The organism is Roseovarius sp. D22-M7, assembly GCF_037083785.1.
In the GTDB taxonomy this organism is placed as follows: domain Bacteria; phylum Pseudomonadota; class Alphaproteobacteria; order Rhodobacterales; family Rhodobacteraceae; genus Roseovarius.
Genome location: NZ_JBAPKY010000045.1, coordinates 16,732 through 28,974, shown reverse-complemented (window position 1 = coordinate 28,974; position 12,243 = coordinate 16,732). Strand labels below are relative to the sequence as shown.

Annotated in this window: 14 protein-coding genes and 1 pseudogene; 13 read left to right on the top strand and 2 right to left on the bottom strand. The window is 64.9% G+C overall.

What is annotated here, in order from left to right:
- Positions 1-138 precede the first annotated feature (138 nt).
- Positions 139-402, bottom strand: a complete 264-nt coding sequence (locus tag V8324_RS16560; RefSeq protein WP_336421032.1) for a GIY-YIG nuclease family protein — start codon at positions 400-402, stop codon at positions 139-141.
- Positions 399-1,013 carry a plasmid pRiA4b ORF-3 family protein gene (locus V8324_RS16555; protein WP_336421031.1) on the bottom strand — a complete coding sequence of 205 codons (615 nt, stop codon included), beginning with the start codon at positions 1,011-1,013 and terminating at the stop codon, positions 399-401. The genes V8324_RS16560 and V8324_RS16555 overlap by 4 nt, the downstream gene beginning before the upstream one ends.
- A gap of 47 nt (positions 1,014-1,060) precedes the next feature.
- Here V8324_RS16555 and V8324_RS16550 point away from each other — a divergent pair, with 47 nt between their 5' ends.
- From V8324_RS16550 to V8324_RS16490, 13 genes and pseudogenes are all read left to right on the top strand, one after another.
- Entirely contained in the window at positions 1,061-1,276 is a 216-nt protein-coding gene (locus V8324_RS16550; RefSeq protein ID WP_336421030.1) for a phage head-tail joining protein, read from the top strand.
- A gap of 3 nt (positions 1,277-1,279) precedes the next feature.
- The gene (locus V8324_RS16545; RefSeq protein WP_336421029.1) at positions 1,280-2,803 is read left to right on the top strand and encodes a phage portal protein; all 1,524 of its coding nucleotides are present in this window, start codon (positions 1,280-1,282) and stop codon (positions 2,801-2,803) included.
- Positions 2,804-2,807: 4 nt separating this feature from the next.
- Positions 2,808-3,863: a head maturation protease, ClpP-related gene (locus V8324_RS16540; RefSeq protein ID WP_336421028.1), complete on the top strand. Its 1,056-nt coding sequence runs from the start codon at positions 2,808-2,810 to the stop codon at positions 3,861-3,863.
- A gap of 6 nt (positions 3,864-3,869) precedes the next feature.
- Positions 3,870-4,241 carry a head decoration protein gene (locus V8324_RS16535; RefSeq protein ID WP_336421027.1) on the top strand — a complete coding sequence of 124 codons (372 nt, stop codon included), beginning with the start codon at positions 3,870-3,872 and terminating at the stop codon, positions 4,239-4,241.
- 57 nt (positions 4,242-4,298) lie between these two features.
- A complete protein-coding gene (locus tag V8324_RS16530) occupies positions 4,299-5,303 on the top strand; it encodes a major capsid protein (RefSeq protein ID WP_336421034.1) in 1,005 nt (334 codons plus the stop codon).
- Entirely contained in the window at positions 5,303-5,614 is a 312-nt protein-coding gene (locus tag V8324_RS16525; protein ID WP_336421026.1) for a head-tail joining protein, read from the top strand. Before V8324_RS16530 ends, V8324_RS16525 begins: the two co-directional genes overlap by 1 nt.
- A 121-nt stretch (positions 5,615-5,735) precedes the next feature.
- Positions 5,736-6,044 carry a hypothetical protein gene (locus V8324_RS16520; protein WP_336421025.1) on the top strand — a complete coding sequence of 103 codons (309 nt, stop codon included), beginning with the start codon at positions 5,736-5,738 and terminating at the stop codon, positions 6,042-6,044.
- 340 nt (positions 6,045-6,384) lie between these two features.
- Positions 6,385-7,062 carry a DUF6441 family protein gene (locus V8324_RS16515; RefSeq protein ID WP_336421024.1) on the top strand — a complete coding sequence of 226 codons (678 nt, stop codon included), beginning with the start codon at positions 6,385-6,387 and terminating at the stop codon, positions 7,060-7,062.
- 354 nt (positions 7,063-7,416) lie between these two features.
- Entirely contained in the window at positions 7,417-8,385 is a 969-nt protein-coding gene (locus V8324_RS16510) for a hypothetical protein (RefSeq protein ID WP_336421023.1), read from the top strand.
- Positions 8,386-8,465: 80 nt separating this feature from the next.
- A pseudogene (locus tag V8324_RS16505) lies at positions 8,466-8,890 on the top strand (DUF6441 family protein); the annotation flags it as partial.
- A gap of 1,133 nt (positions 8,891-10,023) precedes the next feature.
- Positions 10,024-10,449: an acyl-CoA transferase gene (locus V8324_RS16500; protein ID WP_336421022.1), complete on the top strand. Its 426-nt coding sequence runs from the start codon at positions 10,024-10,026 to the stop codon at positions 10,447-10,449.
- Positions 10,450-10,512: 63 nt separating this feature from the next.
- On the top strand, positions 10,513-11,784 hold the full coding sequence (locus V8324_RS16495; RefSeq protein WP_336421021.1) for a phage tail tube protein: 1,272 nt from the start codon (positions 10,513-10,515) through the stop codon (positions 11,782-11,784).
- Entirely contained in the window at positions 11,784-12,233 is a 450-nt protein-coding gene (locus tag V8324_RS16490; RefSeq protein WP_336421020.1) for a hypothetical protein, read from the top strand. Before V8324_RS16495 ends, V8324_RS16490 begins: the two co-directional genes overlap by 1 nt.
- The last annotated feature ends 10 nt before the right edge of the window (positions 12,234-12,243 follow it).

The window sequence follows — 12,243 nt, the reverse complement described above, 5'->3', positions numbered from 1 at the left end:
TACGCATTCAAGCCTGTAAACACAGGACAACGATCTCGACAACGGCATGGCATCGACGTCAGTTGTTGCCATGACGATCAGGCTTTAATTGAACAGAATCAGTGAGCGTACCCGGACCGGGCAAGGAATTCTGGTCGATCAGCGCCCAAGGCCCTGCGCCGATCGCGCAAGACGCCGTCGCAGGGAACGGTTGCGCTTGAGATGCCATTCGCGGCGCATGGCCTCGATGCGGCAGGGCCATCGCTCGGCATAGATCAGGCACCAAACACTGCCGCGTGTCGATTTCGCGCCGGTGCCGGAATTGTGCGCGGCCAGGCGACGCTCGAGATCGAGTGTCCATCCGACATAGGTGCGATAACCACCGGAGGTCTGACTGCCAAGGACGTAGACGAACCCGGTCACGACAGCTTTTTGCGTCGGTCGCTGCGATGACTCTTGAGCGGGCCGCGCCGCCGCGCGGCAAAGTCCTCGATGATCATGTGCAGACGTCGCTCGTCGATGTCTTCCGGGTCGAAGGGTTTGCCGTACCATTCCAGCATCCGCTCGTGGTCCTCGTGTTCGGGATCGGACACCGCCTCGAGGAATTCCTCGAACCCGGTGATACCGCCAACGTCCTCGGGCGGGGCGCGGCGGGCGCCGGCGATGAAGCGCGGATATTCGACACCGGCGTCGCCCTGCCGGACCTCACCGACGGTGATCCGGTGCCGCCAGTTATCGCCGAAGTCATAGACATAGAGAAACGCGCGGACCCCGCGTTCTAGCACGGTGCCGAGACGCAGCGCCCTGGCTTGGTAGACCTTGCGCTCGTAGATCTCGTCGTCGGAAGACGGTACGCCGTAGATCCTGCCTGCGATCTCGAATTCGTAGAGGTGATAGTCCCACCAGTCCATCACGACCTGGATGATGTCATGCATCGCGGCCAATGTGGTCGAGAGCGGCACGTCCAGTTCGCGCCAGACGAGGGGATCGGTGTCTTCGAGTTCAATGCGAATGCGGGCAACGGTCTCTGACATGTCCGGCTCCGAATGCTGCGATACCCTGAAGATAGAAGGCCGGCCGCATGTCCACAATCGTCGATCTGAAGTCTCGCCGCGACGCTCTCTCGGCGCAGCGCTCCTCGGGCGTGGCGCGCGTCAGCTATGACGGCAAGACCGTGGACTACCGCAGCGTGGCCGAGATCGACCGGGCGATCGAGGCGCTGGACCGCGAGATCGCGGCCCTCGAGGGACGGCGCATCGTGCGCCATGTGCGCGTGACGACAGCGAAGGGGCTGTGATCCATGGGGCTGTTCGATCGGTTTCGCCGCCCAGCATCAGGTGGCCCGGCTGGCGTGCGCGCACGCCTCGAGGGCGCGATGTCCAAACGCCGGTTGCGGGGCTGGAATCCGCCGCTGGAGAATATCAACACGCTGGTCGCCTCGGGTGGCCCGAAACTGCTGGCCCGCGCGCGGGAACTGGTGGTCACCAACGGCTACGCGGCCAATGCCTGCGAGGCTTTCGCGGCCAATGTGGTGGGCGACGGCATCAAGCCCTCGTCGCTGATCGACGACGCGGACCTGCGCGACCGCGTCCAGCGGCTGTGGCTCGCCTGGACGGACGAAGCGGATGCCGACGGGCTGACCGACTTCTACGGCCTGCAGGCCATGGTCGCGCGCGAGATGTTCGTGGCCGGCGAGTGTTTCGTGCGGTTCCGTCCGCGCCGGGCCGAGGACGGGCTGCTGGTGCCGATGCAGATGCAGCTGCTGCAGTCCGAGATGCTGCCCTTCGAAAAGACCGGCACGGCCGCAAACGGCAACCGCATCCGCTGCGGGATCGAGTTCGACCTGATCGGACGGCGCGTCGCCTATCACTTTCGCCGCACCCATCCGGGCGACAGCACCGATCAGCGTGTCGCGGTGCCGGAGACGGTGCGCGTGCCCGCCGAGGATGTGCTGCACATCTATCGCCCGCTCGACGCGGGGCAGATCCGCGGGCTGCCGCATGTGGCCCCCACCATGGTGCGGCTGTTCCTTCTGGATCAGTATGACGACGCCGAGCTGGACCGGAAGAAGACCGCGGCAATGTTCGCGGGCTTCATCACCAAGACCGCGCCGGAAGACCCGATGATGGGCGAGGACGAGGCGGATCCGGATGGCGCCGCCATCGCCAGCCTCGAGCCGGGCACGATGCAGGTGCTGCTGCCGGGCGAGGATGTGAAGTTCTCGAGCCCCGCCGATGTCGGTGGCGGTTACGAGGCGTTCCAGTACCGCACGCTGCTGGCGGTGTCGGCCTCGCTGGGGCTGCCCTACCATCTGGTCACCGGCGATGTGCGCCAGGCCAACTATTCGAGCCTGCGGGCCGAACTCGTGGAGTTCCGTCGCCGCGTGCAGCAATTGCAGCACGGCGTGATCGCGCATCAGCTCTGCCGCCCGGTCTGGCGACGCTGGCTGGAGACCGCGCAGCTGGCCGGGCGGCTGGCTCTGCCCGATCCGGCGGCCGCGCGCATGGTGCAGTGGATCCCGCCCCGCTGGGACTGGGTCGATCCCTTGAAGGACATCCAGGCGCAGGTGCTGGCCATGGAGGCGGGGATCACCTCGCGGCGCAAGGTGGTCGAGGCCACGGGCTACGATGTCGAGGAGGTCGATCGCGAGAACGCGGTGGACACGGCGCGCGCCGAAGGCCTCGGCCTGCGCTACCGCACCAGCCCGGGCGAGACGCAGGGCGCCCGTGCCACGCCGGCCACGCGGCCGGGTCCTGGCGACGACGCCGGTGGCAACAATGGCGAGGACGCGGCCGCGACCGACCGCGCCACCAATCAGGAGTGACATGATGAACAGCTGGTACACGATCCGCGCCCGGGACAGCGGCGCGGAGGTGCTGATCTATGACGAGATCGGCGCCTATGGCGTTTCGGCCAAGGGGTTTCTGGCCGAACTGGGGGCGTTGCCCGATGACGCGCCGATCGATCTGCGCCTCAACAGCCCCGGCGGCTCGGTCTTCGATGCCGTCGCCATCCACAACGCTCTGAGCCGTCACACTGGCACGGTCACCGTCTGGATCGACGGGATCGCCGCCTCGGCCGCCTCCTATGTGGCCATGGCGGGTGACGAGATCGTCATGCCGGAAAACGCCTTCCTGATGATCCATGACCCAAGCGGGCTGGTCATGGGCACGGCGGCGGACATGCGCGACATGGCCGGGACGCTGGACAAGATTGCGGCCAGCATGCTGCGCGGCTACGCGGCCAGATCCGGCAAGCCCGAGGCGGAGATCGCCGCGTTCCTCGCGGCCGAGACGTGGTTCGATGCTGCCGAGGCGCTTGAGGCGGGCCTTGCCACGCGGCTGGCCGAGCCCGTGCGCATCGCCGCCACCTTCGACATCGGCCGGTTCCGCAACGCGCCGCCCGAACTGGTCGAGGCAGTGGAGGCCGTCGCGCCGGAGGAAGACGCAGCAGGAGGGGGCGACATCGTTGGAGGCGACAACGATGTTGCGTCGCCGACCGATCCTGCGTCCAAGCCCGAAAGCGAGGGTGCGGATGGCGCAGGTGGCAACATCCCCTCCGAGATCTCGGCAGCTGATGACCCCGGCAGCATTGTTGCAGCTGCCAACAATGCTCCGGAGCAGACCGACGCCACCGCGATCCGGGCCGAGGCCATCGCGCATGCGCGCGCCGTCGTCGATCTCTGCCGCCTTGCCGGCCAGCCGCAGATGGCCGGGAGGTTCCTCGAGGAGGACGCCAGCCTCGATGCGGTGCGCGCCAGCCTGCTGGATGCGCGCGCCGAGGCCGCGCCGCAGATCACCCCGCATCACCCGCAACCCGGGCGCAGCGAGACCACGCGCCCCTGGGGCGATGTCATCGCCCGGGCCTTCAAGATGAAAGGATGACTCCCCATGGCCACGCTCACCGAAGACCAACACGCCGGCGGCTTTCTCACCTGGGAAGTGCTGCGCGACTATACCCGCGACACTGTCACCGTCGCTTCGGGCGCGGGCAAGCTCGCGCCCGGCACCGTGCTGGGCAGGATCACCTCGGGCGGCAAATATACCGCACTGACCCCCGGTGCCTCCAACGGCAGCCAGAACGCCGCCGGGATCCTCTGGGGTGCGGTCGACGCCACCGACACCGAGGCCCATGCCGTGGTGCTGGTTCGCGGTCCCGCCATCGTAAATCGCCACGAGATCGGCTGGCCCGAGGGCGCGACCGAGGCGCAGATCACCACGGCCACGACGGCGCTGGCGGCGCTCGGCATCCTCCTGCGCTGATCTCGCGCGCAGTTTTCCCATCACATCCAGACCAGAAGGAGGCACGCTGTGGCCACCATGGACATTTTTGAGGGCGATGCCTTCTCCATCATCGAGCTGACCCGCGCGCTCGAGAACATCCCCTACAAGCCCGCGATCCTGTCGGGCGCAAACCTCTTCGGCAGCCGCGGCGTGCGCACGCGCACCGTGATGATCGAGAGCCGCGACGGCACGCTGTCGCTGATCCCGTTCTCGGAGCGCGGCTCGGCCTATGAGAGCCAGATCCCCGAACGCCGCGACATGCGCGCCTTCGTCTGCCGCCAGTTCAAGAAGCAGGACGTGCTGTGGGCCTCGGAAATCCAGTCGATCCGCGACTTCGGCTCGGAAACTGCCGTCCAGCAGGTCCAGACGGAAGTGGCGCGCAAGCTGGGCCGGCTCAGGAATGACGCCGAGGCGACTTTCGAGTTCCACCTCTTCAACGGCATCCAGGGCGTGGTGAAGGACCCAAAGGACGGCGCCACAGTCATCGACTACCATGCCGAGTTCGGCATCGCCCCGGCCGCCGAGATCGATTTCGATCTGGACAATGCCACCCCGGCCTCGGGCGCGCTGCGCAAGCGCTGTCAGGCGCTGATCGAGAGCGTCGAGGACACGCTTGGCGGGTTGGCCGCCGGTCAGGTGCAGCTGCGCGCCGAATGCGGCTCGGCCTTCTTCGCCGATCTGGTGGCCCACAAGGAGGTGCGCGAGACCTATCTCAACACCGCCGCGGCGGCCGATCTGCGCGGGCGCGTCGGCGAGGAGGTCAGCTTCGGCGGCATCACCTTCCGCCGCTACCGGGGCGGGCTGGGCTTCGGCGTGCCGACCGACAAGGCGTATTTCTACCCCGAGGGCGTTGAGGGGCTGTTCGAGATCTACTACGCCCCCGCCGACACCTTCGAGACGGTCAATACCGTCGGCCTGCCGCTCTATGCCCGGATGATCCCGGATCGCGACCGCGACGAATGGGTGCGCCTCGAGATCGAGTCGAACCCGCTGCCGATCTGCACCCGGCCGCAGGTGCTGCGCTCGGCGCGGCGGACGTGATGACGGCCGTCGCCATGGCGCTCGAAGCGCTCTTCGCGGATGACAACATCGCCCGCGAGGCCATCCACACGCGCGAGGGAGGCGCACCCGTCCTTGTCCGCGTGGTCACCCGCCGCGCGGATGACATCACCAACTTCGGCGACGCCCGCCTCTGGTCGGAGACCACGCGCGTCGATCTGCGCGTCGCCGAGGTGCCGACCCCAAGGCCCGGTGACCGCATCGAGATCGACGGCGAGGCGTTTCTTATTCAGGGTGAGCCAGTGCGCGATCGCGAGCGGCTGGTCTGGACCGTGGATCTGCGGCCGGCGTGACCCGTGATTCTTTGATCCGACCGGCCAAGATCGTCGTATATATTAGTAAGTTCCAAAGTAGGGCCTGTGAATGCACATGAACCTAGCATAGATAGACGAAGAAATTGAAAGGACCAAAATCATGTTCGCAAGTACCGGAAATTTTGTCGTGTACGCGTGGAATTTCATATTCCATCATGAAGTCAGCCCGCTTCGTAACATCCCTGATGTCGGTACTCGGCATTATGTCCTGCAGATCCTGGGGGTGATGTGGGCAGTCAGCTTTTCAACAGCAATCGGCAGCTACACTTTTCTTGCGGCCAGCGTGCTCGGGCACACTGTCTTGATAGCAGCTGCGGCGATAACGGTCGCTACCTTCACCGCTGCCGCGAAAAAGCCTGACCTGTTCGTACGTGGGTCAGGTCGACGCTCAGATGGTGAGCACGAATAAGTCTCGACGTTCACTGTTCGAAAACTGAATGATCGTATTTGCAAGTACCGGATCGCAACCTTGAACGTCAGCGGTAACCTTGCTGCGCTCGGAGCAGACCCCAGGGAGATTCCCCGAGTCGCCTTTTATTTGAGGCAAACATCGCGTCAATCGTCTCGTTGATCCATCGTGTTTGCCGAAAGCGCCTGTGCGGCCATCGTTCGATTTTACTTGGCCACACCGATCAGGATCCTTCAACGGGTCAACGCTGACATCGTCAGACTTTCACATCCCTACAGGCGGATCAAACGCTCTGCAGCACCCTTGAGCAGTTAGTCTGCTTCTCGAACTTCAGGTCGGAATGAAACTCAAACTCGACATCACCCCCGATCTGGCCGCCATGATGGCCGCCGAGATCACCGCGGGCGAGAAAGCCGTGTCAGCCGCCACGCGCGAGGCCGGGACAAACCTCAAGACCGCTTGGCGGGGGCAGATCACCGGCGCGGGGCTCGGCCGGCGCCTGTCCCGGACAATCCGGTCGGCGCAATATCCCAAGGGCCAGCCCAGCCTGAACGCCGCTGCGCTGGTCTGGTCGAACGCGCCGGACATCGTCAGCGCCCACGACACCGGCCCGCTGATCCGCTCGAAGTCCGGGTTCTGGTTGACGATTCCGCTGCCCGCCGCCGGTCGCGGCCGGCGCGGTGGCAAGATCACCCCCGGCGAATGGGAACGGCGCCGCGGGCTGCGCCTGCGCTTCGTCTATCGCCGGTCGGGGCCGAGCCTGCTCGTGGCCGAGGGGCGTCTGAACAACCGGGGTCTCGGTGTGGCCTCGCGCTCGAAGACCGGACGCGGCCGCGCCACGGTCCCGATCTTCCTGCTGGTCCCGCAGGTCAAGCTGCCGAAGCGGCTGGATCTGGATCGCGATGCTACGCGGGCGCATGACAGTGTACCGGGGCTGATCGTGGCGAATTGGGTGGAGTGGCGAACAACTGGAGCTCTTCTTGGGAAGCGAGGAGTCATGGCGCGACCCTCAATTTGACACCACGAAGCCGAATCAGGCAGCAATATAGTGGGACGCTGATTTACGTGCCGTCCCGTTAGCGGATCGCAGCTACGACTAAGATCAGCGTTCGATCCGATCAGGCAAATGCAAACTGGGCCGGATCAAGAACCAGTTTCCGTGCCCTTTGCCAATCGAAAGACTTCTGGAGTTGGCGATGAAAATACCATCGCTGGGCTTTTCGGATAATGATCGCGGCTCTCACGCAACGCGGCGGAAAGATGGACAAGTGCTTAACGCTTGCGGGCCAGTTTTCCGATCCTGCAGTTACAACGACGAAGCCAATACTGATCGTTAGGTCCGAAAGGATAATCAACCAAAGGAGCCTGTACGATGAGAAATCGATATGTCACAATGCGTCTAAGAATGTGGGGGATCGGCTATCTCCTCTCGACCGTACTTCTTGCTGCCCCATTCTCCGCAGCCGAGGCGACCTCCTCCATTACGGGCCTCGAAAGGGTCTTCTCGCCCCAGCCCTCCGGCGACTCTCAGTCGCCGAAATCTGCACTGGCGCAATGTCCGTCCGATAAGCAGGTGATCGGCGGCGGCGGCTGGGTACATGCCGTCACCAGACCACAGGAAAACCTCGGACTGCCGGAATCTTCGTCCGAGCTGGCAGAAGCTCCGAATGTGGCTCAAGCGGAGGGCGCCGGCGGCGAAAGGCTGGTCCTTACGCAGCTTGAGCCGTACCAGGATGGATATCAAGTAACCGCCGCTGAACTCGCGCCGGGCACAGATGTCGACTGGTGGGTTCAGGCTTACGCGATCTGCGCGGATGCGGGGTCGCTGTCGGGGCAGCAAGTGGTGTCATCCGCCACTCCTCTTTCGTCGCAATCCGCGCAGCAGGCTATTGCGGTCTGCCCGGAGGGCAAGCGGACCATCGGCTCAGGCGCGCGCATCAACGCTCCGGAAGACAAAGTGGTGCTGCAGGTTGCGCGTTCGTCTGGTCCTGGAGACATCGTCCGCGCGCAAGGCAGCGCGGCGCCGGATGGGATTAACCGTGATTGGAACGTCGTCGCCTTCGCGATCTGCGTGGACCCGCCGCCCGGCTACGAGATTGTCTACGGCGAATCCGATGAGAGGGAATCGGAAGCCTCCAAGCTCGCCGTCGCTGAGTGTCCGGGCAACAAGCGGCTACACGGTGCGGGGGCGGCGATCACCACCGATGCACCGGGCAATGCGTCGCTGCAACTCATCTACCCATTCGACGACCTCCGTCGCGTACAGGCTTTCGCGGTGGAGAATACGCCGACAGATCAGAACTGGGACTTCATCGTCGCACAAGCGATTTGCGCCGATTGAGAGGTGCATCTCGCGTTTGTCGAGAAGCGTGACGCCCGACGTTCCCGGTCAGAGCCGCTCGGCAAGGGCAAACCGAGCCTGAACGCTCGGCACTAGTCTGGTCCAAGGCGCCGGTCATCGGTGTAGCGCAAGACACCGAGCCGCTGATCCGCTCGAAGACCGGCTTCTGGCTCACGATCCCGCTGCCTGCTGCCGGGCGTGGCCCGCGGGGCGGCAGGATCACCCCCGGGCGCATGGGAACGCCGACGCGGGGTCGGCCTGCGCTTTGTCTCTCGCCGGTCCGGGCCGAGCCTGCTCGTGGCCGACGGGCGTCTGAACAAGAGGGGGTCTTGGTGTGGCCTCGCGCTCTAAGACAGGACGTGAGCGCGCCACGGTCCCGATTTTTCTGCTGGTGCCGCAGGTGAGGCTGCCGAAAATTCTGGATCTGGATCGCGATGTTGAGCGGGCGCATGACAGCGTGCCGGGGCTGATTGTGGCGAATTGGGTAAATGAGCGCATTGGGTGACGAGAACGTCGCGGCTCTCTTATCCCGCAGCTATTTCCACGTACGCACCTGCCTTTGCCCGGCGCGGTACGAACCAAGCTGGATCGTTGGTGCCGAAGACAGGCGTACTAGCCGGTCAACGGGCCCGGGGGTTTTGCCATTTCGATCCATGGCACCCCCCCACGCACTGGTTTGCTCCAGCCCTACTACGATAATTTCAAGGTCGCTCGTACTGAGTCAAAATGTGCTCGGCTCTCCAATCCGAATTCTCGCTGGTGTTCACTTCGTACACGGTCGTTGCAAGTTCGGGCGACCAATAGGAAACGATTTTGCCGTCCCAATCGTGGCCTTCTATACCTCTCGTTTCTGTTTGAAGGACGAACACGTCAAACTCACCTAGAGGCGTCTGAATGCGAGCAGTGTCGGTGACACGAGTACGATGTTGCCACGCTCTGCTGCCGTCGGACCTCCGGCGAACAAACTCGGCTGACTTGCCTACGGAGAGCGGGAACAGCTCTGTATAGCTCGCCTCCGTGATTGGATGGCTTGTGCGATTACAATGGAGAAGGCAACCAGGATAGAGTGACCGTCTTTCGTGGAAGGGGTGTTCGATCATGCGCATTTCCCCGAAAGGCCCGGAACTTACAATCCCGCGCCATGGTCGATTGCCGCTTTCTGTATCACGCCAAGCGTAAGAGATCTGCGTCCCGGGCTCCGGAAATGCCAATGCGGCGGAAGAAAGGTTCACGCTATTACCTCGCGCCACAATCTCCGGTGAGTTTGTACCGGGTCTTTCGGTGCAGCCCGTCAGGACGAGAGCACCAACGATCGCCAGCGTCAAAAATCTCATGTGAAACCTCATTATCAAGTGGTCGGCAAAAGCATCGAATCGTTCCAGCCTAACCAGCGACAGTCTGCTCCTGTCAAGCTTTGGATCACGTTGCTCATTTGTCATATTCCGGACGCATGTGATGAGTGAGGCTTTTTCGTGGTCGAGGTGCCAACCCACGGCACCGTGGGCGTAAACGCCGTTGGCCCGTTCCAAAACCTAAAATGCGGAATGCATTGAGCGACGGAAGTGCCTTTCGCGGTCGACTATCGCGCTGTCATTGATTTTGCCCGCAGCTATTGCCTATCTCTCAAAGGATCTACCCATGGCCTCGACCCGCGAGACGATCCTGTCGGCGCTGACGACGCAGCTTGCCGTGCACGCGGGCGCCGAGGTGCGACGCAACGCGGTTCTGCCCGAGCGGGTGCCGACGGGCGGGCTGGTGATCCTGCGCGATGGCACTCCCGGCGATCCGGATGTGACACTGAGCCCTTGGCGGGCTTGGTACAGTCACCGCGTGGAGATCGAGGCGTTCATGCCGCTCGGTGCGCCGGAGGCGGCGCTCGACGCTCTGCTCACCCGCATCGGGGCGGCACTGGCGCAGGATAACAGCCTTGGCGGGCGCGTGGAGCTGATGACGCCCTCCGCGCCGGAGCTGCAGCCGGTGCCGGTGGAGGGCGGCGCACCGTTTCTCGCGGCCACCCTCGCGGTCACGCTGGACTACCAGGTCAGCGATCCGCTGAGCGGCTGAGCGTGCCCGAGGGGCGCAGACATCAAAACCACACGACATATCCCGACATCACAGGAGATGCCCATGGGCAAGCAACGCGCCTACGGCGCCGATGCCACACTCAAGGCCGTGCGCGAGACGCAGTATGGCGGCGCAACTACCGGCCCCGTCCGCCAGCTCGATTTCAAGACGGCGGACCTGTCGGCGAGCATTCCGCTCGGCGATGACCCGCTGCTGGGACGCGGGCGGAACGCGCAAGCGCCGTATCGGGGGCTGGTCACCGATGAGGGCCAGCTCGAGATCCCGTTCGATCTGCAGGGCACGGGCTGGTGGATGACGGCGCTCTTCGGCGATCCAGTGACGACCCCGCAAGCGGCAACCGGGCGCCTGAGCTTTGCCGAGATCCCCGCCCCGGGCGACACGCTGACGCTGAACGGGGTGACATGGAGTTTTGTCGCCGGCGTTGCGGCGGGGAACGAGACCGAGATCGGCGCCACGCTGGCGGATACGCTCACCGCGCTGGCCGCTGACCTGAACGCCGCCAGCGACCCCACCATCGCGGTGGCCACCTATGCCGTGGAGGACGACACGGCGCTGGGGATCACCCATGACACCCTTGGCCCGGACGGCAACACCTTCACGCTGGCCGCCTCAAACGCCGCGCGCTCGGCGCCGACGCTCACCGGCGGTGGCTATCGCCATGTCTGGCGCAGCGGGGCCGACAGCCTGCCGTCCTTCCTGATCGAGATCGGCCATCCCAAACTTACAAACCTGGTCTTCTTTCGCCATGCGGGGGCGGTGCTGGAGGAGCTGTCGTTCCAGATGGGCCAGGAGGGGCCGGCCAACGCCACCGTCTCGGTGGTGGCGCAAGGGGAAGAGACCGAAGGCACCACGCTGGAGGCCAACCCCGCCGCCTTCGAGCTGCGCCGCTTCAGCCATGGGCGCGGGCGGATCAGTCGCGCAGGGACCCCGCTCGCCGGTGTGACGGCCGGCTCGCTGACCTTCTCCAACGGGATCGAGCGGGTGCGCTCCATTCGCGAGGATGGCCGGATCGATGGCGCGGATCCCACGCTCGCGACCTGCGAGGGCTCGCTGACCGTGCGCTTTGATGGCGAGACGCTGGTCGCAGAGGCCACGAGCGGCGACCCGGTGGCGCTGGTCTACGGCTTTTCCATGGCCCCGGGTTACGCGCTGAGCTTCACCCTGCCGCAGGTCCACCTGCCCAAGCCCAAATATGCGATCACCGGCCCGGCCGGGGTCGAGGCGAGCTTCGAGTGGCGCGCCGCCGCCGATGCGGCCGGCGTGATGCTCGAAGTCGCCCTGCTCAACGATGTTGCAACCCATGGAGGGACCTGATGATCCGTCTCGACCTGAACCAAGCCTCGGACTGGCTCGATCTCGGCCACGGCGTGCAGCTGCGCGTGGCGCCGATCACCACCTCGCTGATGAACCGCGCCCGCGAGGAGCCGATCCTGGCGGAGCTGCCAGAGGCGGCGAGCGCCAATGCGCGTGGCATCGCGCTGGCCAAAGCGCTGGCGCGCGTGGCGGTGGATGACTGGGCGGGGGTTCATGACGAGGCGGGCGCGCCCGCCGAGCTTACGCCCGAGGGGCTCGACGCGCTTCTGGAGATCGTGCCGATCTTCGAGGCGTTCCAGCTGCGCTACGTGGCCCCGGGCCTGCATCTGGAACAGGAAAAAAACGCCTCGGCGCCCTCGCAGACTGGCACTTCGGCGGGGGCGCCGGGTACTGCGGCAACTGCGGCCAAGTCTGCGAGGCCTGCCCGGCGCGGCAAAACGCGCCGCTGACGCGCGAGGG

Bases quoted from the DNA above. Each gene is read 5' to 3' on its own strand.
- V8324_RS16555 (WP_336421031.1), bottom strand. From the start codon at position 1,013: ATGTCAGAGACCGTTGCCCGCATTCGCATTGAACTCGAAGACACCGAT.
- V8324_RS16550 (WP_336421030.1), top strand. From the start codon at position 1,061: ATGTCCACAATCGTCGATCTGAAGTCTCGCCGCGACGCTCTCTCGGCG.
- V8324_RS16545 (WP_336421029.1), top strand. From the start codon at position 1,280: ATGGGGCTGTTCGATCGGTTTCGCCGCCCAGCATCAGGTGGCCCGGCT.
- V8324_RS16540 (WP_336421028.1), top strand. From the start codon at position 2,808: ATGAACAGCTGGTACACGATCCGCGCCCGGGACAGCGGCGCGGAGGTG.
- V8324_RS16535 (WP_336421027.1), top strand. From the start codon at position 3,870: ATGGCCACGCTCACCGAAGACCAACACGCCGGCGGCTTTCTCACCTGG.
- V8324_RS16530 (WP_336421034.1), top strand. From the start codon at position 4,299: ATGGACATTTTTGAGGGCGATGCCTTCTCCATCATCGAGCTGACCCGC.
- V8324_RS16525 (WP_336421026.1), top strand. From the start codon at position 5,303: ATGACGGCCGTCGCCATGGCGCTCGAAGCGCTCTTCGCGGATGACAAC.
- V8324_RS16520 (WP_336421025.1), top strand. From the start codon at position 5,736: ATGTTCGCAAGTACCGGAAATTTTGTCGTGTACGCGTGGAATTTCATA.
- V8324_RS16515 (WP_336421024.1), top strand. From the start codon at position 6,385: ATGAAACTCAAACTCGACATCACCCCCGATCTGGCCGCCATGATGGCC.
- V8324_RS16510 (WP_336421023.1), top strand. From the start codon at position 7,417: ATGAGAAATCGATATGTCACAATGCGTCTAAGAATGTGGGGGATCGGC.
- V8324_RS16500 (WP_336421022.1), top strand. From the start codon at position 10,024: ATGGCCTCGACCCGCGAGACGATCCTGTCGGCGCTGACGACGCAGCTT.
- V8324_RS16495 (WP_336421021.1), top strand. From the start codon at position 10,513: ATGGGCAAGCAACGCGCCTACGGCGCCGATGCCACACTCAAGGCCGTG.
- V8324_RS16490 (WP_336421020.1), top strand. From the start codon at position 11,784: ATGATCCGTCTCGACCTGAACCAAGCCTCGGACTGGCTCGATCTCGGC.